A 19,417-nucleotide genomic window follows, 5' to 3' on the forward strand; every position below is an offset into this window, starting at 1 on the left:
GTGAATATTTAAAACTACTTTCATTTAAGCAATTTCTTTTATAAGATCATTTTTTCTAACCATCTGAAGTTAATCACTCCCTATGCCAGCTCAATTTATAAAAAATATTCCTGTTAGTGTAAGGTTCATGCTGATGTCAGCATTGGCTTTTTCGATTATGACGAGCTTTGTTAAATTAGTCAGTACTTATGGTATTCCTGTTTTTGAAATTGTTGCAGCAAGAGCAATTGTTTCATTAATTATTAGTTACGTGGACGTGCGTCGTAAACGCATATCCGTTTGGGGCAATAATAAAAAACTACTTATGGCGCGTGGTACTGTTGGTTCACTAGCCCTCATCTGTGTTTATTTCGCGGTAACGACTCTACCTTTAGCTGAGGCCACTATTCTACAATATTTACATCCCGTATTTACGGCAATACTAGCCTTGATTTTTCTTAAAGAACGTATTCAACGCTCGACTATTATCTGCATTCTGTTTTGCATCATAGGGCTATTACTTATTGTTAGCCCAAGCCTGACATTTTCAGGGACTGCCGAGTTACCTTTATTCAGCGTTGCAGTTGCACTGCTGGGTGCGTTGGGGAGTGCGATTGCTTATGTGATTGTTAAGCGTCTTAGTAGTACCGAAGATAGTTCTGTTATTATATTTTATTTTCCACTTGTTGCATTACCCCTGTCATTAATCTTACTTGGTGATGATTTTGTTCTGCCCAATACAGAAGCGTTTGTATTGTTGATTTTTATTGGTATTTTCACTCAAATAGGGCAGCTGGGGTTAACCAAAGCAATGCAAACAGAAGTAGCGAGCAAAGCGACGGCATATTCTTATGTGCAAGTTGTTTTCTCAATTATATTCGGTTGGTTATTGTTTAGTGAAGTACCTTCCCTGTGGACTTGGTTTGGAGGCAGTTTAATTATTATGGGTGCGTTAATTAACGCATTTGGTAGCCTTAATCGAAGATCAATAAAACACAAGCAAGCAGGCTGATCATAAAGCATACTTGTCTAAAGACGTTCAATAATGGAGTAACGAATGCAAAAGGTATTTGATGATGTGAACGCTTTAGATAAGCGATGTGTTGATCTGTTTGGGTTAAGTGAAGATTTACTGATGGAGCATGCCGCTGCGTCGATGATGCAATATATACACGGTAAGTTTTCAAGTAATGAAAAGGTACTTATCGTTTGCGGTTCAGGAAATAATGGTGCTGATGGAATCGCGCTTGCCAGACTTTTATACTCTCAATACGATGTCAGTATGCTTATGCCGTATCATGTGAAATCTGCGATGGCAAAATTGCAATATAAAAGAGCCAAGCTTTTAGGTGTTAAGATCATCGAGAGCTTATCTGAACTAGCACTTGAACACACGCCCGATGTTATTGTCGATTGCCTTTTTGGCTCCGGATTAAACAGAGATCTGGATAACGAGTCGCAGCGTCTGATCACACGAATAAATTCTTGGCCAGGGCATAAAATTGCATGTGATATTCCTTCAGGAATAAATAAGCAGGGAAAAGTAACCACCGTCGGCTTTTGCGCTAACATAACCATCACTATGGGGGCGTTAAAAACGCAACTTTACAGTGATGTCGCGAAGGATTATACGGGAGATATTATTGTCAGCGACTTAGGTGTGCATCGCAGTATTTATGAAACGACAACTAATACCTATCTTTTAGATCCCTTTGATATGCAATTGCCATTACGTACAAAACAAAACTCGCACAAAGGGTCATTTGGGCATTTAAGCGTCATTGTCGGTAATAAAACAGGGGCGGGGATCATTGCAGCTGAAGCCGCTTTTGCATTTGGTGCAGGTTTGGTCACTGTGATTACAGACGAAAATGTAAATATACCGTTTCATATTATGCGACAGCATACCCTGCCTGAAAAATGCACTGCGATCGCAATTGGTATGGGACTTGGCCAATTTATAAAAGCGGAAATAGAACAGATTTTAGATATTGATATTCCAAAAGTTGTTGATGCAGATTTATTTCATGACGAGATTATTCTAACGGTTTTAAATCATGAAAATGTGGTGTTGACGCCACACCCTAAAGAGTTCTGTTCTCTGCTGAAGTTAATCAAGCTCGCAGAAATAACCGTAGCAGAGCTGCAAAATAATAGATTCAAGTATGTAAGACTCTTTGCTATAAATTATCCCAAAACTGTGCTGTTGTTAAAAGGCGCGAACTCGCTTATCACCTATAATAATATTATTTACATCAATCCTTTGGGAAGTAATATCCTGAGTAAAGGTGGATCTGGAGATGTGTTAACGGGATTGATTTCGGCATTGTTAGCGCAAAGGTACAGTGTCATAAATGCGACAATTACGGCAAGTCTCGCTCACGCTATGTCAGCAAAAACCTATACTAAGAATAATTACGCTTTAACACCAATGGATATCATCGAGGGAGTAAAAGGACTGTAAAGTCCATGACTATCTTAAATCATCATTATTTTAAGTAATCAATAGCATATTAAATTCGTCAATTTTGGAGTGTGTTATGTCAACAAGAAAGCATAAACGTAAAGCAGCAAAGCATTCGCATAAACATCAAGGTTTAAAGGCATCGGCTAAACAGACTGATTTTGTTAGTACACATCCTCGTGTATCGATGTTCACTGGCTCATTACTTATTGTTATCGGTCTGTTTTTACTCATAATGGGAATAGGGAGTGACGCTCAGTTTGGATTGGCTATGTTATCAATGGCTATCGGCACAATAGTTATCTTTTTCGCGAGATCAGCTTTGCCTAAGAAGGCGATAAAGGTAATTAAATAATTGCTTTGAAAAACAACATTAATGGCTTACATTAGATAGTCATTCAATAAGGGTTTAAAACGTTTAAGCTGCTTTGTTAACAAGGATTATGGATATGAGTCAGACTTATAATTTTTGCGCTGGTCCCGCAATGTTGCCACATGCAGTGATGGAACAAGCCCAAAAAGAATTTATTAATTGGAATAACACCGGCGTATCGGTAATGGAACTCAGTCATCGTAGTAAAGACTACATGGCTGTCGCTTCTGCCGCAGAGCAAGACTTACGTGATCTATTAGCCATTCCAGACAACTACAAGGTTATCTTTTCACAAGGTGGCGGTCGCGGTCAGTTTGCTGCTGTGCCCCTGAATATCCTTGGTGATAAAACTGAAGCAGATTATTTATTAACTGGCCAATGGTCAAAATCAGCGGTTGTTGAAGGTAAGAAATACTGCCAGATTAATGAATCAAATATTCTAATGCCAAGTACCGACGGTATTGTTGCAGTTAAACCTGCATCACAATGGCAAGTATCAAGCAAAAACACGGCTTATGTACATTACTGCCCGAATGAAACTATCGAAGGCATTGAGATTAATGATATCCCTGACACAGGTGATATTCCGCTTGTTGCTGATATGTCATCAAACATCCTTTCTAAACCATTAGATATTAGTAAATTCGGTATTGTTTATGCGGGTGCGCAAAAGAACATCGGCCCATCAGGTTTGGGTGTAGTGATTGTACGTGATGATCTGCTCGGTAAAGCCAAACAAGAAACCCCATCAATCTTTAACTATAAGCTGATGGCTGAAAATGACTCGATGTTTAATACGCCGCCGACCTATTCTTGGTATTTAGCAGGACTTGTGTTCAAGTGGTTAAAAGCACAAGGTGGTCTGTCTGCTATTGAAGAGATTAACGCAGAAAAAGCTAAGCTACTTTATGGCTATATTGATAGCAGTGATTTCTACAGTAACAACGTAGCGACGGGTAACCGCTCAAAAATGAATGTGCCGTTTACATTAGCATCAAGTGATCTGGATGCGGGGTTCTTACAACAATCTCAAGATGCGAATTTAATGGCATTAAAAGGCCATCGTATTGTCGGTGGTATGCGCGCAAGTATTTATAACGCGATGCCAATCGAAGGTGTGAAAGCACTTATTGGCTTTATGGAAAAATTTGAACGTCAACAGCGCTAATCGCGAATAGATAAGAAAGCGTTCTTAGCAATAGAACAATTAATACGTATTTAAAGGCAATGGAATATGTGTTGAGCATGATTAATGTCGATGACAAGCGTGCCAACTAAATAAGAGTGCCGTCTACAAGGATTTATTATGAGTTGTGATTTTTTTGCTTTAGCAAATACAGGGGTACAAGGTTTACACCCTTATCAAGCGGGAAAACCGACTGATGAATTAGAACGTGAACTAGGGCTAACAGATATTGTTAAATTGGCATCGAATGAGAATCCATTGGGTGTTGGTGAATTAGTTAAAGCAGCATTAGAGAAAGAACTATCGGGTATCACCCGTTATCCAGATGCGAATGGCTTCTATCTAAAGCAAGCGCTAGCAGATAAATACGATCTTGCGCCAGCACAATTTACCTTAGGTAATGGTTCAAATGATGTACTGGAACTCATCGCTCGCAGCTTTGTTACGCCAGAGCATGAAGTTATTTTTGCGCAGCACGCATTTGTGGTTTATCCATTAGTGACACAAGCGATTGGAGCAAGGGGGGTGGCTGTACCAGCAAAAGATTGGGGACATGATTTACCTGCAATGCTGGCGGCAATTACCGAACGTACACGTCTTATCTTTATTGCCAATCCCAATAATCCGACGGGTACGTTTTTAACCGCAGAAGCCTTGTATGATTTTTTAAGTAAAGTGCCAGAAGATGTGATTGTTGTGTTGGATGAAGCGTATTTTGAATACGTAGACAAAGAGCTACAAGCGCCGTCAATTACTTGGTTAAATCAGTTTTCAAACCTAATCATTACACGTACTTTCTCTAAAGCCTATGGCCTTGCGGGTTTACGTGTTGGTTATAGCATGTCACATCCGGATATAGCGGATATTTTAAACCGCGTTCGCCAGCCATTTAATTGTAATAGTTTTGCATTAGCGGCTGCGCAAGCGGCATTGTCTGATCATGATTTTTTAACGGCGAGTGTGGCGTTAAATAATGAACAACGAGCTGTGTTAGAAATATTTTTCAGTGAGCAGGGTATTGGTTATATACCGTCTAAAGGTAATTTCATTACCGTGGAACTTGTTCAAGATCCGGCTATTGTGTACCAAGCATTATTGCATAAGGGCGTAATTGTTCGTCCTGTCGCGGGTTATGGTTTAACAAAGCATTTGCGAGTAAGTATTGGTACTGAACGGGAAAATAAAACGTTCATGCAGGCGCTACTGACAGTGTTAGTTGAGTTAGACGCATAGCAAATAACGCTAGCGACTATTCGTTGTATTAATCAAAAATTAAGTGAATAAATTTATGGAAAAATTAACATTACAACCAATTGGTAAAGTATCAGGTACTATTAACTTACCAGGCTCTAAAAGTGTTTCAAACCGTGCATTGCTGCTTGCTGCGCTGGCTGAAGGCACAACGCGTTTAACAAATTTATTAGACAGTGATGATATTCGTCATATGTTAAACGCACTGACAAAATTAGGTGTTCAGTATGATCTGTCTACATGTAAAACAATTTGTACAGTAACTGGCTTGGGTCGTGCATTTTCTGTAGAAGAAAAACTTGAGTTATTTTTAGGTAACGCAGGTACGGCAATGCGTCCATTATGCGCAGCGTTATGTTTGAGCGAAGGTGAGTTTGAATTGACTGGCGAACCACGTATGGAAGAGCGTCCAATTGGCAGCTTAGTCGACAGTTTACGTCAAGCTGGCGCAGATGTTACTTATTTGAAAAATGAAGATTATCCACCAGTGCTTATTAAAGGCACTGGCTTGAAAGGTGGTAATATTAAGATTGATGGCAGCGTATCTAGCCAGTTCTTAACTGCATTTTTAATGGCTGCACCACTGGCAGAAAATGATACAAGGATAGAGATCCTTGGTGAGCTTGTTTCTAAACCTTACATTGAAATTACATTGCATATCATGCAGCAATTCGGTGTAACGGTAAGTCATGACAATTATCAGACGTTTAGTATTAAAGGTAAGCAAACATATCAAGCTGCGGGTGACTTCTTAGTTGAAGGTGATGCTTCTTCTGCGTCTTATTTCCTTGCTGCAGCGGCAATTAAAGGTGGTAAGATCCGTGTAACGGGTATTGGTAAAAAATCAATTCAAGGTGATATCCAGTTTGCAGATGTAATTGCAGCAATGGGTGGTAAAATCACTTGGGCTGATAGTTATATTGAAGCTGAAGTTGGCGAATTAAATGCCGTTGATATGGATATGAACCATATTCCTGATGCAGCAATGACAATTGCGACAACCGCATTGTTTGCAAAAGGAACAACAGTTATACGTAATGTATACAATTGGCGAGTGAAGGAAACTGACCGCTTAGCGGCGATGGCGACAGAGTTACGTAAAGTGGGTGCAGAAGTAGAAGAGGGTAATGATTACATTAAAATCAGCCCTCCTGCGAAATTGATTCACGCTGCCATTGATACTTATAACGATCACCGTATGGCTATGTGTTTCTCATTAGTTGCATTAAGTGATACTCCTGTAACGATTAATGATCCAGGCTGTACATCAAAAACGTTCCCAGATTATTTCGAGCAATTTACAGGTTTAGTTCAAGCTTAAATTGAGCGTTGCCCTATTTGATGCTGTTATTAGCGTTGTTCTTAAATAGCGAGGTATTACTGATAAGGTGATGCCTCGCTATTTTTTATTTGCGGTTATTATTTCATACTATTTTCATGAAGATCCGTTATAATCGCGGCCAGATCCATACAGCACTGTTTAAAGTTGTATGTTAAATATCGAGTTTGGAGAATTTATGACAGCAGTAGCACCAATTATTACAGTTGACGGGCCGAGTGGCTCTGGTAAAGGTACTTTATGCCAATTACTTGCGGCTAAGCTAGGTTGGCATATACTAGACAGTGGCGCTATTTATCGTGTATTAGCCTTAGCTGCGATGCACCATAACGTGAATTTAGATAACGAAGAAGCACTCACTGCATTAGCTGCAAACTTAGACGTACGTTTTGTCCCAACGGATGATGGCTTGCAAGTGATCCTTGAAGGCGAGAATGTATCACGTGAAATTCGTACAGAAGAAGCGGGTTTTGCAGCCTCTCGTACAGCGGTATATCCGGCAGTTCGTGCAGCGTTGTTACAACGTCAACGTGACTTCCGTGTTGCGCCTGGCTTAATTGCCGACGGCCGTGATATGGGTACTGTTGTCTTCACTGATGCCAGTGTGAAAATATTTTTAGATGCTTCTGCTGAAGAAAGAGCCATTCGCCGGTTTAATCAGTTGCAAGACAAAGGCTTCGATGTTAACATGCCAGCCCTTCTGGAGGAGATCGAGAAACGTGATCATCAAGATCGCAACCGATTGGTCGCTCCACTAAAGCCTGCAGACGATGCACTTGTTATCGATTCGACATCTATGTTGATCGAAGACGTACTTGCTAGTGTGTTGGCTTTTGCAGAAGGTAAAATTTAAAGTAGTCGGTATTCTATCGATTATTTAGCGGTCAAGCATCAAGGATGATGATGACTTTTGATTAACAACCCACATTAGCCGGATTGCTTATGTGAACGTTTTATAAGTACAAATAACTCATTATGAATGAATCTTTCGCTTTACTCTTTGAAGAGTCACTACAAGAACTTGCTGCTCCTGGTAGCATCATCAAAGCAACTGTTGTTGCAATCGAAAACGGTTACGTTTTAGTTGACGCTGGTCTTAAATCAGAATCTTCTATTCCTGCTGAAGAATTCAAGAACGCTGCTGGCGAACTTGAAGTTGAAGTTGGTCAAGAAGTTGATGTAGCACTAGAATCAATTGAAGACGGTTTCGGTGAAACTCAACTTTCTCGTGAAAAAGCTAAACGTCATGAGTCTTGGATTCAGCTTGAAAAAGCATACGAAGATCAAGAAACTGTTATCGGTGTTATCAACGGTAAAGTTAAAGGTGGTTTCACGGTTGAAGTGAACACAATTCGCGCATTCTTACCAGGTTCTCTAGTAGACGTTCGTCCTGTACGTGACACTACTCACCTTGAAGGCAAAGAGTTAGAGTTCAAAGTAATCAAACTTGACCAAAAACGTAACAACGTAGTTGTTTCTCGTCGCGCAGTTATCGAAACTGAAAACAGTGCAGAACGTGAAGAACTTCTTGCTAACCTTCAAGAAGGTCAAGAAGTTAAAGGTATCGTTAAGAACCTTACGGACTATGGCGCATTCGTTGATCTTGGTGGTGTTGATGGTCTTCTTCACATTACTGATATGGCTTGGAAACGCGTTAAGCACCCAAGTGAAATCGTTAATGTTGGTGACGAAATCAATGTTAAAGTTCTTAAATTCGATCGTGAACGTACACGTGTATCTCTAGGCCTTAAACAGCTAGGTGAAGATCCATGGGTAGCTATCGCGAAACGTTACCCTGAAAGCACTAAGCTTACGGGTAAAGTTACGAACCTAACTGACTACGGTTGTTTCGTTGAAATCGAAGAAGGCGTTGAAGGTCTAGTTCACGTTTCAGAAATGGATTGGACTAACAAAAATATCCACCCTTCTAAAGTTGTTAACGTTGGCGATTCTGTTGAAGTTATGGTTCTTGATATCGACGAAGAACGTCGTCGTATCTCTCTAGGTCTTAAGCAATGTATTGCTAATCCTTGGGAAAACTTCTCAACTTCACGTATCAAAGGCGAGCAAGTTACTGGTAAGATCAAATCTATTACAGATTTCGGTATCTTCATCGGTCTTGACGGCGGCATCGACGGTCTAGTTCATCTTTCAGACATCTCTTGGGATGCTACTGGTGAAGAAGCAGTTCGCGAGTACAAAAAAGGCGACGAAATCACAGCTGTAGTTCTACAAGTAGACCCAGAGCGTGAACGTATTTCTTTAGGTATCAAGCAAATTGATGAAGACCCGTTCAACGAATACCTAGCGAATAACAAGAAGAATGCTATTGTTAATGGTACAGTTTCTTCTGTTGACGCTAAAGGCGCGACAATTGAACTAGCTAAAGGTGTTGAAGGTTACATCCGTGTTGGCGATATCTCTCGTGACCGTATCGAAGATGCAAGCCTAGTATTATCTGTAGGCGAATCACTTGAAGCTAAATATGTTGGTGTTGATCGTAAAAACCGCGTAATTAGTCTTTCAGTTAAAGCTAAAGATGAAGCTGACGAGAAAGAAGCAATGGCTAGTGTAAACAGCCAACCGCAAGAGTCTGGTCTATCTGCTATGGCAGAAGCATTTAAAGCTGCTAAAGGCGAATAATCAGCCGGAGGGATGTTTATTCATCCCTCATTAGTACGATGTCGACAATATTCTTATATGGAGATTATATGACAAAATCAGAACTTATCGAACGTCTTTGCACTGCAAATTCGCAGCTGGCGACTAAAGATGTTGAATTATCTGTGAAAGCTATACTTGATCAGATGGTAGATACTTTAGCAACTGGTGATCGAATTGAAATTCGGGGTTTTGGAAGTTTTTCTCTACATTACCGTGAACCTCGAATTGGGCGTAATCCTAAATCAGGTGAAAAGGTTGAATTAGAGGGAAAATATGTACCTCATTTCAAACCTGGTAAAGAACTTCGAGATCGTGTTAACGCTTCTTTATAGCCGTTGATACTTGCAAAAACGACATACTTTGGTGTGTCGTTTTTTTTTGCTTTTTTTTCACACTGACCCATAGTTTATGGATTACACCATATATTACTAGCACTTGGCCCATTAATTGGCGATAATCCCTTTTATTGCTATTTATATCACAGAGGACGTCGATGAAATCATTTATCTTTTTTATTATTATCGCTTGTACACTGGCGCTTGCTGCAGCATTTGCTTCGAGCAACGATCAGTTAGTTGATTTTAATTACCTAATTGCGCTAGATTCATTTAAATTATCTTCTCTGCTTGTTGGTGCATTCGTTTCTGGTTTAGTTGTGGCTGGTGTGTGTATGGGGCTGTTGTTAATGAAATTAAAATTATCACTGTCGAAATTAAAACGTAAATCAAAACGTCAAGTTACAGAGCTTGAACGATTACGTGCTGCTGATATTAAAGGTTAATTTACTGTATGTTTGAACTTTTATTTCTTTTACTTCCTGTTGCCGCCGCGTATGGCTGGTATATGGGTAGAAGAAATGGCCGCTATTTACAACAAGATAAGCAACATACTATGTCTAGAGAGTATGTGACGGGGCTTAACTTTTTATTATCAGACCAACCTGATAAAGCGGTGGATTTATTTATTGATTTACTTGATGTTGATAGTGAAACGATCGATACGCATTTGGCGCTCGGTAATTTATTCCGCCAACGTGGTGAAGTACAACGTGCAATTAAGATCCACCAAAATTTAATTGCACGGCCTTCATTAACGCATGAACAGCGTAACCTTGCATTATTACAACTTGCGCGTGACTATCTTGCTGCGGGTTTGGTTGATCGCGCTGAAGAATTATTTTTGAAATTGATTGATGAACCTGATCACCGTCAAACCGCTCTATCACAACTTATTATTATTTATGAACAGACCAAGGAGTGGGAGCAAGCCATTGCGATTGGAATTAGATTAAAGAAAATGGGCGATACGAAAGTTGAACGTAAAGTGGCACATTTTCATTGTGCGCTAGCAGCCTCTGCATCATTAGTAAATGAGCCTAAAAAACGTTTGGCGAGTCTTAAAAAAGCCTTACAGTATGATAAGCAATGTGTCAGAGCGAGTATCATGCTGGCAGATTTTTACATTGAGCAAGACGATTATAAAAAGGCCATTGTCTGGCTTGAGCATGTAATGACTCAGGACATTGATTTTGTCACCGAGATCTTACAAAAACTAAAAGATTGTTACACTGAAATTAATAATGAAGATGGTTTTATTCACTTTCTTAATGACGCCCAAAATAATAAAGCGGGTATTAGTGTTGCGATTGCATTAGCTGATTTTACAGTGAGCAGTGTGGGGTTAGAGCCAGCTGAAAAGCTGATGTTAAATCAAATTGTTCGCACGCCGACAATGAAAGGCTTTTATCATCTAATGCAGTATCAAGAACAAGCTGCAGAAGAAGGTAAGGCAAAAGAAAGCTTAGCTATGTTACGTAATCTTGTTGGTGAACAGCTTAAGTTGAAGCCGATTTATCGATGTAGCCAATGTGGCTTTAGTACTAAACGAATATACTGGCATTGTCCATCGTGTAAGCGTTGGGGCAGTGTGAAACCTATTCGAGGCTTAGATGGCGAATAGTATATATAGAACGAATTTGTAATACGATAATGAGTAACTCGGACCTAGGAAAAAATATGTTGCAAGAGAGTAAAGTAGTTGTCGCACTTGACTATGCTGATGAAGCAAGTGCATTGAATTTTGTTGATAAAATCAATCCTAGCCAATGCCGTCTGAAAGTAGGCAAAGAAATGTTCACGTTATTTGGACCAGAATTTGTTCGCAAATTAGTTGCACGTGATTTTGATGTATTCTTGGACCTTAAGTTTCATGATATTCCAAATACAGTAGCGAAAGCTGTTGCCGCTGCTGCTGAGTTGGGTGTGTGGATGGTGAATGTACATGCTTGTGGTGGTCAACGTATGATGGAAGCGGCAAAAGCAGCGCTGGTTCCTTATGGCGATAAAGCACCGATTCTGATTGCTGTCACTGTATTAACAAGTATGGAGCAAGAAGATCTCGCACAAATGGGTGTTAATATTACACCTGCCGAACAGGTTATCCGTTTAGCGACGCTAACACAAAAAAGTGGCTTAGACGGTGTCGTTTGTTCTTCACAAGAAGCATCAATGCTGAAAAAAGAATTGGGCGATTCTTTCCTATTGATCACGCCTGGGATTCGACCTGCAGGCTCTGCAGCAGGTGATCAGCGTCGTATTATGACTCCTGTTGAAGCGGTTGCTGCTGGTTCCGATTATTTAGTAATCGGTCGACCAATCACACAAGCTGAATCACCAATGCAAGTGTTAACTGAAATTAATGAAAGTTTAGCGAGCTAAATGATTCTTTAATTCAATATGCATATCGATAAGAGCGCTCAGGCGCTCTTTTTTTTATTTAGATAAACAAACAGTGGGGCAATAATTAATCCTGTTACAAGACCATACAGATGCGCCTCGGTGAGCACTTGAGCTTGAATTAACTTACTCATCTCTATCGGGCTATTGAAAAATTGTTCATTGATGATTTTGATAATCGTACCTGCAATTAAAATGTAACCGGAATAATACTGTTTCGTCACGTCAATAATCGCGCCGACAATGATAATGCCATGTAGTATACCTGATAATCCGACATATAAATGCGTGCTAGGCGATAGCAAGAATATACCAGCGCCAACGCCAATTGATAATATTAAAATTAAACTAAGGTAAACCGTCGCACTATAATAACGGTAATGTAGTCCGCTAATAACAGCCAACGCACAGACGTTTAACAGTACATGATAGATATTTGTATGGTTAAAATTACCAGTGATTAAACGCCATAATTCACCATCGATAATCAATTCCCTGTTATAATCTAAGGCGGTTATATTTTCGGTGGATAAGGCATAAATAATAAGGCATAACAGTCCGAGAATGAGCCAGCTTAGCCATCTATGTTGAATTAGCATATCTTATCAATCCATAATATTTAGGTTTGTCGTGAGTAAAAGAAAAAAGTGTATTGTATGTGATAAAGCATTAGCAGCCTGTATATGTCAGCACATAACGGTTATTGATTCTGATATTGAATTAATTATATTACAACACCCAGGTGAAGTTAAAAATGCGATCGGAACCGCCCGTATTCTCAATCTTTCATTACCACAATGTCAAATTATAATTGGCGAGAACTTTACTGATAATACGCAGTTAAATGAAATATTAAACGATCCAACACGACAATGTTATTTACTCTACCCAAGTGAAGAGAGTATTGAGGTGGAGCGATTGAGCATTGCAAAAAGCAGTGATATGGTTAGTAACAGTGCAATTTTAAAACATAACATGAAGCGCACGTTTATTTTATTGGATGGTACATGGCGTAAAGCATTTAAAATGTATCAAACATCAACGAATCTACAAGGTATACCTGCTGTGCGATTGAGCGCTGAAGAAAAAAGCCAATATACAATTAGACAAACCTCGATCGAAGGGGGACTATCGACGGTTGAAGCTGGTTACTTATTACTTTCAACATTAGAAAAAGATAAAATAAAATATCAGCCTTTGCTGACTGCATTTGAATATATGATTAATTTTCAAATTGCACAGATGCCAGCGGATTTATTTAATAAAAATTATAAATAGTCTTAGATATTCTCTGATAAAATAAAAGTACCTCAGTCAGATAAGCAGCTTAATAATGTGAAATATTATGGCTAAATGAGACGTATTACACTAGATCATTAGTTAACATTGGATTTTATATGTCACAACAACAGTTAATTGAAGCAATCAATACTGTGATGCCGTTTGGTAAATACCGAGGACGGCTTTTACTTGAATTACCTGAACCTTATTTAGTTTGGTTTCACAGTAATGGCTTTCCTGATTCTAAGTTAGGGCAACAACTTGCGCTAATATACGAAGTGAAGTTAAATGGACTCGAGTCTATGCTAGCACCATTGTTGAAGCGCCCATCGAAATATTTAAATAGTGAAGGGCGGTAAACCTTTATTTAATATTTACGCTTTAAAAAGGAATTTAGAATGGCCATTTTAGTAACAGGTGGTGCCGGGTATATTGGTAGCCATACAGTTTTAGAGTTATTAGCCGCAGGGCAAAATGTTATGCTGCGACAGATCTAGCTGAACGAGAACTCGGTTGGAAAGCAACACGCCAAGTATCAGATATGACGGTTGACACTTGGCGCTGGCAATCAAATAACCACGAGTGGTTGTACCAACGATTAATTTGATTCGCTGATAAATCCAGCTTTCAGCGTTGTTGATATCATCGTTATCAGCTTGGCTGCTTGCTGTGGTGTTCTGCTTATTGGGGGGAGTTGACCCCAAATAGGTTTTGGCCAGCAAGCATCTTCTTTAAAACGCGCTACATGATGAATATGTAATTGCGGAACCATATTCCCTAATGCTGCGATATTTATTTTATCTGCACTTAGCCCATCTTTTAATAACCGACTTACTGTATTTGATTCAATTAAAAATTGAGCCTGCTGTTCATTCGTTAATTCATGAAATTCAGTGATGCCATTAACTTTAGGTACTAAAATTAACCACGGGAAATTACCGTCGTTTGCTAACAGTACTTGGCATAGCGGGAACTCACCAATTAAGGTTGTATCAGCTGCAAGTTGTGGATGCAATAAAAACTGAGTCACGCGAATCCCTCTATATTAAGAATTCTTCAATTGAACCTTTCTCATTCATCACTTCTTGAAGTGGCAAGGGCATACGTCCTTGACCTGTCCATGTTTTCGTTTCACCGTTTAGGTCATACGAGTATTTTGCAGGGCGAGGACCACGTTTAGTCTTTGTTTTCTCAATTGTTGAATCAGTTAAATTCATTAATTCTTCAGGGCTGATACCGTTTTCTTTCAACTGTAATAATATGTCGTTCATCATTGCTTGTTTTTCTTGCTGTTTTTCTAATTCAGCGGCTTCAGATTCTTTTCTATCTTCAACAATCTTTGTGAATTTAATTAAAACATCTTCAAGTTGGACAACGCTTAATTCTTTTGTTACAGCGCGTAGGCTACGAGCATTTAAAAACACTTTAATAAAATCATTCATAATTAGTACCTAAATATAGACGGTGGGATTAATAAACTGCAATTATATTAATATACTTTAATGCGGTTAATATACAATAGTTAAATAAATAACAAAAATCTATTTACACTAATTTATTTAACTTAGCTAGAATAGATTAAGTCAGTAAAATATATTTAGATATGTAACTTTAAACCATTAAATTATTATTACTTGAAGTCAATTCACTTTATTTTTAAGTCATTTAATGGTCAGTTTTTTGATGTTGATTTACTCTATGCGGGTAAAAATAATTAGTTTATCAATCAGACCCTTATATCATGTGTTGTTTGTTTTGTGAACGTTAACACCTGTGTTGTCTTGAAGTGGTGAAATTATCTGCTATTATCGGGCTTCCTCCTAAGTAGAGGTGCGCAATTCATAAGTAGTGTTATTTAGGTAGCTCCGATAATAGCAACACAAAAGGGAATTGCGCCGAAGAATGGGTTTTTAAGCTAAAAATATTCATTCTGGTGATGTGTTCGAATAGAGACATCACTGTCATAGTCAATTTATATTAACTATGGGGCGCTACTGAAATAGAAGAGAATATGGGTAATCTTTACATCTATCATATTGTAAATATCCTTATTGCACATCTCATCTGTCTTGTTTAGTGGTTCCCTGTAAAAATTATTAGGTCAAAGGGATCATGGAACTCATTAATTATTCAGACTCAGCGTTATCGCTAGTTGTACCACTAGTTGCACTTACATTAGCAATTCTTACACGTAGAGTATTGTTGTCACTTGGTTGTGGTATTTTACTTGGCGCACTATTTTTAACCGACTTTAATGTTGTTGGTGCAGCTAAACACCTTGTAGACTTATCATTAAGTTTGGTTTGGGAATCTGGTGATGCGAGCAAAGGATCATTCTGGGACGTGGGTTCGTTCAATACTTGGAACTTATCAATCATCATATTCCTATTCATACTTGGTATGTTAACGAGTATTATGATGGTAAGCGGCGCAACTAGTGCGTTTGCTGATTGGGCAAAACAGCGAATTACGACTCGTCGTGGTAGTACATTGCTGACCGCTTTTTTAGGTGTTTTCATCTTTGTTGATGATTACTTTAATAGCCTTGCGGTGGGTAGTGTAAGTCGTCCACTGACAGACCATTATAAAGTTTCTCGTGCTAAATTAGCTTATCTGCTTGATTCTACCGCAGCTCCTATGTGTGTATTAATGCCAATTTCAAGTTGGGGTGCTTATATCATTGCTGTTATTGGTGGTATTTTAGCCAGTCACGCTATTACGGATATCAGCCCTCTAGCGGCATTTGTTCAAATGATACCAATGAACTTCTACGCTATCTTTGCTATTGCAATGGTATTTGCGGTTGCTTGCTTCAACCTTGATTTTGGTTTGATGGCAAAAGAAGAAAAAGCGGCAAAAAATGGTGAGTTGTTTGATGCTAAAAAAGGTAATCCAGCGGGTTCAACAATAGAATTAGAAGAAGCTGAAGGTGGTTATATTTCAGGTCTTATTTTACCTATTTTAGTGCTTATCTTTGCTACTATCTTTTTTATGATGAACTCGGGCGCATCGGCGCTAGCTGCGGATGGCAAAGAATTTAATATTCTCGGCGCATTTGAAAATACAGATGTAGGTAGTTCTTTAGTTTATGGTGCTTTATCTGGCCTTGCTGTGGCACTTGTGCTGAGTCTCATTTCTGGTGTGTCTATTTCATTACTCGCACAAGCAAGTTTCCACGGTGCTAAATCAATGCTACCAGCGGTTTATATCTTATTCTTCGCATGGGCTATTGGTTCAACTATTGGTTCTATGGAAACTGGTAAATACCTTGCTGCATTAGTGGGGGATTCAATCCCAATGAGTTTATTACCGATTATCATGTTTGTATTAGCAGGCTTTATGGCATTTGCAACGGGAACAAGCTGGGGCACATTCGGTATCATGTTACCAATCGCGGGAGATATGGCTGCGGGTACAGAAATTTCGTTGATGTTGCCTATGTTAGCATCTGTGCTTGCGGGTTCTGTATTTGGCGATCATTGTTCACCTATCTCTGATACTACGATCCTATCGTCAACGGGTGCCAACTGTCATCATATGGATCACGTAATGACACAGCTTCCATATGCGCTATCAATTGCGTTAGTAAGTGCGATTGGTTATTTGGTACTTGGCATAACAAGCTCTGTGCTTTCTGGCTTTATCGCTTCAGCAATTGCATTTACAATTGTGATTGCTATTATGTCGCGAGTAAGTCGTAAAGTATAAATAAGACATTAATAACACGCTGTTTATAATGAGTGGTATTAATGTGAAGTAATTATATACGCCTGTTTATACAGGCGTTTTTTTTGAGGGTATAAAATGGCATCTTTGCATTTCAAATTTGCAGCTATGAATTCAGGTAAATCAACACAATTGATCCAAGCTCACTTTAATTATATTGAGCGTGGTATGCACCCATTAGCGATGACACCTGAGTGTGATAGTCGCTACGGTAAAGGTGTGATAGGCGCGCGTGTTGGCTTAAAACTAGAAGTTGATGTATTTGAGAAAGAGACCAATTTATTTACCACGGTATCTACACGATTAGAAAATGAAAAAATTGACGTATTCATAATCGATGAAGGTCAATTTCTATCTCGAGAACAGGTTTACCAATTAGCCAATGTGGTTGACCAACTCAATATTCCTGTGATTGTGTATGGATTGAAAACAGATTTTAAATTAGAGATGTTTGAAGGTTCATACCACTTAATGTGTCTTGCAGATAAAGTTGAAGAACTTAAAACAGTCTGTTGGTGTGGTAATAAAGCGCACATGAATGCTAGGGTCAGTGATTGCGGTGTGGTATTAAGAGAAGGTGAGCAAGTTGAAATTGGTGGTAATGAGCGTTATGTCTCACTGTGCCGTAAGCATTTCATGAATGGTAATGCGAGCCGTTAATCGAATTAATTAAAGTTGATTATGTCTAAATCTGGTTTATTAATATCGTTTAGCACAATTTCAGGTTCTGCAAACAGATAGCCTTGAAAATATGTACTTTGGAGCTTTTTAGCTTGTTTAAATTGCTCCTCAGTTTCTATTTTTTCGATTAGAGTACTTATGCCATATTTTTCTAATAATGGTGTTAATTCTTTTATCTCGTTAAATGAGGTGAGGGTAATATCAAACTTAATAATATCGACAACACCAAAAAATGGTAGCCAGTCTTCAGAATAAATAAAATCATCTAATGCAATTGTAAATCCATCATTTTTAAATTTCTTTAACGCCCTTAATACTGCCTGTGTGGGTGGCACATCTTCAAGTACTTCAATTACAATGGGTTTATTAATGAGCTTTTTAGGTAGACCATTGAGAATGCTTTTCTCTGTGAAGTTAATAAAGTAAGGTTTGTTATCAACCAATTTATCAATGTTGGAACTTAATAAATGGTCATAAACCAATCGCTCTGTCGCAATTTCGGCATTAATAAGTGGAAACGTATTTTCTAAACTATCACGATATAAAAGTTCATAAGCCACTATGTGACGAGCACTATTTAGGATCGGTTGCTTAGCTATATATGCGTGCATAGAGGTTACTTTATTTACAAAGATATCTATAAGCTTATGCATAATACTCAAAAAGGCGAATTAATTAGAAAGTATAGGTAAAAGTTCAACGTTTTGGGTGAGGGGTTGCTCGGTACTATGCTTGAGTAATAGCGGTAATTATATCCGCTAGTAGTAGTTTTCCGTCATTTACATAACTTAATCTTCTGAAATTCCTAAGCCATTACGTAATGCAAACTGGATTAAATTTGAATGCTTATCTAAGTTCAGTATATCGAGCATACGGTATTTATGAGATTCAATTGTACGAGAGCTTAAATTAAGTTTATCTGCGCATTGTTTTGCAGTGTTACCTTGAGCAAGTAATGTAAGCACAGCTCGTTGCTTTTTAGTCAGTTTAAAAATTTTCTCACTTTCATTTATTGATACAATTTCACCTTGATGCAAAGTTCGAATTAATGTTGAATTTTGCCAATAGCATAACCAAAGTTCACATAATAGTTTTAAACGTTGTAGGTCGATTACGTTGAACTTTTTATTATTATTTTCAAAGCAAGTCACGGTTAGAAGCCCCCAGCTTTGGCCAAAGCTTTGTAAAAGAATGATGCAATGCCAACGACCCCCTTGTTGATACAGCTTGCTTAGTACATTGTTTTTATGCTTTTTAAGCTCTTGGGCATTAAAAATCACCCAATCTTTTTTTTCTCTAAATAATGTAAAATAGTCGGAATAATCATTTTCAATCAAATGATCCAAGCTTAAAGGCGGTATTCCATCCCGCTCGACAGACTCTACCTTGCAGTTATTAACTAACACTTTTGTATTTGGATGTAGACATATTCTATCAATATTAAACCAATTCATAACGCTTAAAGAGGTATTACGCCAAGTTGATATAAATTTTCTAGGGTCACTAGACATTAAAGCGTTTGACTGATCAATCATTAACTTTTCAAAGCTAGAGTGTTGAGTGTGTTGCATATTAAATCTCATTCTAAACATAAGTAATGTTTAAAGTATTTTATTGAAATAAATGGTGAGTACTAGAGTAAAAATACTGCAAATACATATTTATATTGATTGATGTGTTTAATTAGATAAAACCTAGCATTAGCTTAATAGTTTGTTTTAAAAGAACAATTGCGTGT

At 38.4% G+C, this 19,417-nt stretch carries 21 protein-coding genes, 1 pseudogene and 1 riboswitch; of the genes and pseudogenes, 17 read left to right on the forward strand and 5 right to left on the reverse strand.

Annotation, left to right across the window (positions count from 1 at the left end):
* The first annotated feature begins 133 nt into the window (after positions 1–133).
* The 12 genes from HWV01_RS09290 (at position 134) to pyrF (ending at position 11,973) form a co-directional block, all read left to right on the forward strand.
* Positions 134–991, forward strand: a complete 858-nt coding sequence (locus tag HWV01_RS09290; protein WP_249185502.1) for a DMT family transporter — start codon at positions 134–136, stop codon at positions 989–991.
* A 45-nt stretch (positions 992–1,036) separates the two neighbouring features.
* Positions 1,037–2,443 carry an NAD(P)H-hydrate dehydratase gene (locus HWV01_RS09295; protein ID WP_211675103.1) on the forward strand — a complete coding sequence of 469 codons (1,407 nt, stop codon included), beginning with the start codon at positions 1,037–1,039 and terminating at the stop codon, positions 2,441–2,443.
* 76 nt (positions 2,444–2,519) lie between these two features.
* Entirely contained in the window at positions 2,520–2,798 is a 279-nt protein-coding gene (locus HWV01_RS09300; RefSeq protein ID WP_045110735.1) for a hypothetical protein, read from the forward strand.
* Between the two features lie 94 nt (positions 2,799–2,892).
* Positions 2,893–3,984: a 3-phosphoserine/phosphohydroxythreonine transaminase gene (gene serC / locus HWV01_RS09305; RefSeq protein ID WP_211675104.1), complete on the forward strand. Its 1,092-nt coding sequence runs from the start codon at positions 2,893–2,895 to the stop codon at positions 3,982–3,984.
* Positions 3,985–4,122: 138 nt separating this feature from the next.
* Positions 4,123–5,235 carry a histidinol-phosphate transaminase gene (gene hisC / locus HWV01_RS09310; protein WP_211675105.1) on the forward strand — a complete coding sequence of 371 codons (1,113 nt, stop codon included), beginning with the start codon at positions 4,123–4,125 and terminating at the stop codon, positions 5,233–5,235.
* A gap of 55 nt (positions 5,236–5,290) precedes the next feature.
* On the forward strand, positions 5,291–6,574 hold the full coding sequence (gene aroA, locus HWV01_RS09315; protein ID WP_211675106.1) for a 3-phosphoshikimate 1-carboxyvinyltransferase: 1,284 nt from the start codon (positions 5,291–5,293) through the stop codon (positions 6,572–6,574).
* A 196-nt stretch (positions 6,575–6,770) separates the two neighbouring features.
* The gene (gene cmk, locus HWV01_RS09320; RefSeq protein ID WP_211675107.1) at positions 6,771–7,445 is read left to right on the forward strand and encodes a (d)CMP kinase; all 675 of its coding nucleotides are present in this window, start codon (positions 6,771–6,773) and stop codon (positions 7,443–7,445) included.
* A gap of 122 nt (positions 7,446–7,567) precedes the next feature.
* A complete protein-coding gene (rpsA, locus tag HWV01_RS09325; protein ID WP_045110730.1) occupies positions 7,568–9,235 on the forward strand; it encodes a 30S ribosomal protein S1 in 1,668 nt (555 codons plus the stop codon).
* Between the two features lie 68 nt (positions 9,236–9,303).
* On the forward strand, positions 9,304–9,588 hold the full coding sequence (ihfB, locus tag HWV01_RS09330; RefSeq protein ID WP_006034591.1) for an integration host factor subunit beta: 285 nt from the start codon (positions 9,304–9,306) through the stop codon (positions 9,586–9,588).
* Between the two features lie 161 nt (positions 9,589–9,749).
* Complete coding sequence (locus HWV01_RS09335) at positions 9,750–10,037, forward strand: lipopolysaccharide assembly protein LapA domain-containing protein (RefSeq protein ID WP_211675108.1); 288 nt, start codon at positions 9,750–9,752, stop codon at positions 10,035–10,037.
* Between the two features lie 8 nt (positions 10,038–10,045).
* Positions 10,046–11,215 carry a lipopolysaccharide assembly protein LapB gene (lapB, locus tag HWV01_RS09340; RefSeq protein WP_211675109.1) on the forward strand — a complete coding sequence of 390 codons (1,170 nt, stop codon included), beginning with the start codon at positions 10,046–10,048 and terminating at the stop codon, positions 11,213–11,215.
* Positions 11,216–11,271: 56 nt separating this feature from the next.
* Positions 11,272–11,973, forward strand: a complete 702-nt coding sequence (gene pyrF, locus HWV01_RS09345) for an orotidine-5'-phosphate decarboxylase (RefSeq protein ID WP_211675110.1) — start codon at positions 11,272–11,274, stop codon at positions 11,971–11,973.
* Between the two features lie 38 nt (positions 11,974–12,011).
* Here pyrF and rrtA read toward each other — a convergent pair whose 3' ends face one another.
* Entirely contained in the window at positions 12,012–12,590 is a 579-nt protein-coding gene (rrtA, locus tag HWV01_RS09350) for a rhombosortase (protein ID WP_211675111.1), read from the reverse strand.
* A gap of 31 nt (positions 12,591–12,621) precedes the next feature.
* Between rrtA and HWV01_RS09355 the strand changes: the two genes are divergently transcribed.
* From HWV01_RS09355 to HWV01_RS09365, 3 genes and pseudogenes are all read left to right on the forward strand, one after another.
* The gene (locus HWV01_RS09355) at positions 12,622–13,269 is read left to right on the forward strand and encodes a tRNA-uridine aminocarboxypropyltransferase (protein ID WP_211675112.1); all 648 of its coding nucleotides are present in this window, start codon (positions 12,622–12,624) and stop codon (positions 13,267–13,269) included.
* A 119-nt stretch (positions 13,270–13,388) separates the two neighbouring features.
* On the forward strand, positions 13,389–13,631 hold the full coding sequence (locus HWV01_RS09360) for a DUF3820 family protein (protein WP_211675113.1): 243 nt from the start codon (positions 13,389–13,391) through the stop codon (positions 13,629–13,631).
* A gap of 39 nt (positions 13,632–13,670) precedes the next feature.
* Positions 13,671–13,757: pseudogene (locus HWV01_RS09365) on the forward strand (NAD-dependent epimerase/dehydratase family protein); the annotation flags it as partial.
* Between the two features lie 113 nt (positions 13,758–13,870).
* On the opposite strand, the gene HWV01_RS09370 reads toward HWV01_RS09365, so the two are convergent.
* Both HWV01_RS09370 and HWV01_RS09375 read right to left on the reverse strand, forming a co-directional pair.
* Positions 13,871–14,302, reverse strand: a complete 432-nt coding sequence (locus HWV01_RS09370) for an HIT domain-containing protein (RefSeq protein ID WP_211675114.1) — start codon at positions 14,300–14,302, stop codon at positions 13,871–13,873.
* Between the two features lie 10 nt (positions 14,303–14,312).
* Positions 14,313–14,714 carry an H-NS family nucleoid-associated regulatory protein gene (locus HWV01_RS09375; protein ID WP_211675115.1) on the reverse strand — a complete coding sequence of 134 codons (402 nt, stop codon included), beginning with the start codon at positions 14,712–14,714 and terminating at the stop codon, positions 14,313–14,315.
* A gap of 375 nt (positions 14,715–15,089) precedes the next feature.
* Positions 15,090–15,274: riboswitch (Lysine riboswitch) on the forward strand.
* Positions 15,275–15,384: 110 nt separating this feature from the next.
* Between HWV01_RS09375 and HWV01_RS09380 the strand changes: the two genes are divergently transcribed.
* Together HWV01_RS09380 and HWV01_RS09385 are read left to right on the forward strand one after the other, a co-directional pair.
* On the forward strand, positions 15,385–16,980 hold the full coding sequence (locus HWV01_RS09380; protein WP_211675116.1) for a Na+/H+ antiporter NhaC family protein: 1,596 nt from the start codon (positions 15,385–15,387) through the stop codon (positions 16,978–16,980).
* Between the two features lie 96 nt (positions 16,981–17,076).
* The gene (locus HWV01_RS09385; protein ID WP_211675117.1) at positions 17,077–17,658 is read left to right on the forward strand and encodes a thymidine kinase; all 582 of its coding nucleotides are present in this window, start codon (positions 17,077–17,079) and stop codon (positions 17,656–17,658) included.
* 5 nt (positions 17,659–17,663) lie between these two features.
* On the opposite strand, the gene HWV01_RS09390 is transcribed toward HWV01_RS09385, so the two are convergent.
* Both HWV01_RS09390 and HWV01_RS09395 read right to left on the reverse strand, forming a co-directional pair.
* Positions 17,664–18,332: an EAL and HDOD domain-containing protein gene (locus HWV01_RS09390; RefSeq protein WP_249185503.1), complete on the reverse strand. Its 669-nt coding sequence runs from the start codon at positions 18,330–18,332 to the stop codon at positions 17,664–17,666.
* A 135-nt stretch (positions 18,333–18,467) separates the two neighbouring features.
* The gene (locus HWV01_RS09395; RefSeq protein ID WP_211675118.1) at positions 18,468–19,250 is read right to left on the reverse strand and encodes a LuxR C-terminal-related transcriptional regulator; all 783 of its coding nucleotides are present in this window, start codon (positions 19,248–19,250) and stop codon (positions 18,468–18,470) included.
* Between the last annotated feature and the right edge of the window lie 167 nt (positions 19,251–19,417).

This window comes from Moritella sp. 5 (genome assembly GCF_018219455.1).
GTDB lineage: Bacteria > Pseudomonadota > Gammaproteobacteria > Enterobacterales > Moritellaceae > Moritella.

What these genes read in the sequence shown, in the direction of transcription:
- HWV01_RS09290 (WP_249185502.1), top strand. Translation starts at nt 134, where the DNA reads ATGTCAGCATTGGCTTTTTCGATTATGACGAGCTTTGTTAAATTAGTC.
- HWV01_RS09295 (WP_211675103.1), top strand. Translation starts at nt 1,037, where the DNA reads ATGCAAAAGGTATTTGATGATGTGAACGCTTTAGATAAGCGATGTGTT.
- HWV01_RS09300 (WP_045110735.1), top strand. Translation starts at nt 2,520, where the DNA reads ATGTCAACAAGAAAGCATAAACGTAAAGCAGCAAAGCATTCGCATAAA.
- serC (WP_211675104.1), top strand. Translation starts at nt 2,893, where the DNA reads ATGAGTCAGACTTATAATTTTTGCGCTGGTCCCGCAATGTTGCCACAT.
- hisC (WP_211675105.1), top strand. Translation starts at nt 4,123, where the DNA reads ATGAGTTGTGATTTTTTTGCTTTAGCAAATACAGGGGTACAAGGTTTA.
- aroA (WP_211675106.1), top strand. Translation starts at nt 5,291, where the DNA reads ATGGAAAAATTAACATTACAACCAATTGGTAAAGTATCAGGTACTATT.
- cmk (WP_211675107.1), top strand. Translation starts at nt 6,771, where the DNA reads ATGACAGCAGTAGCACCAATTATTACAGTTGACGGGCCGAGTGGCTCT.
- rpsA (WP_045110730.1), top strand. Translation starts at nt 7,568, where the DNA reads ATGAATGAATCTTTCGCTTTACTCTTTGAAGAGTCACTACAAGAACTT.
- ihfB (WP_006034591.1), top strand. Translation starts at nt 9,304, where the DNA reads ATGACAAAATCAGAACTTATCGAACGTCTTTGCACTGCAAATTCGCAG.
- HWV01_RS09335 (WP_211675108.1), top strand. Translation starts at nt 9,750, where the DNA reads ATGAAATCATTTATCTTTTTTATTATTATCGCTTGTACACTGGCGCTT.
- lapB (WP_211675109.1), top strand. Translation starts at nt 10,046, where the DNA reads ATGTTTGAACTTTTATTTCTTTTACTTCCTGTTGCCGCCGCGTATGGC.
- pyrF (WP_211675110.1), top strand. Translation starts at nt 11,272, where the DNA reads ATGTTGCAAGAGAGTAAAGTAGTTGTCGCACTTGACTATGCTGATGAA.
- rrtA (WP_211675111.1), bottom strand. Translation starts at nt 12,590, where the DNA reads ATGCTAATTCAACATAGATGGCTAAGCTGGCTCATTCTCGGACTGTTA.
- HWV01_RS09360 (WP_211675113.1), top strand. Translation starts at nt 13,389, where the DNA reads ATGTCACAACAACAGTTAATTGAAGCAATCAATACTGTGATGCCGTTT.
- HWV01_RS09375 (WP_211675115.1), bottom strand. Translation starts at nt 14,714, where the DNA reads ATGAATGATTTTATTAAAGTGTTTTTAAATGCTCGTAGCCTACGCGCT.
- HWV01_RS09380 (WP_211675116.1), top strand. Translation starts at nt 15,385, where the DNA reads ATGGAACTCATTAATTATTCAGACTCAGCGTTATCGCTAGTTGTACCA.
- HWV01_RS09385 (WP_211675117.1), top strand. Translation starts at nt 17,077, where the DNA reads ATGGCATCTTTGCATTTCAAATTTGCAGCTATGAATTCAGGTAAATCA.
- HWV01_RS09390 (WP_249185503.1), bottom strand. Translation starts at nt 18,332, where the DNA reads ATGCATAAGCTTATAGATATCTTTGTAAATAAAGTAACCTCTATGCAC.
- HWV01_RS09395 (WP_211675118.1), bottom strand. Translation starts at nt 19,250, where the DNA reads ATGCAACACACTCAACACTCTAGCTTTGAAAAGTTAATGATTGATCAG.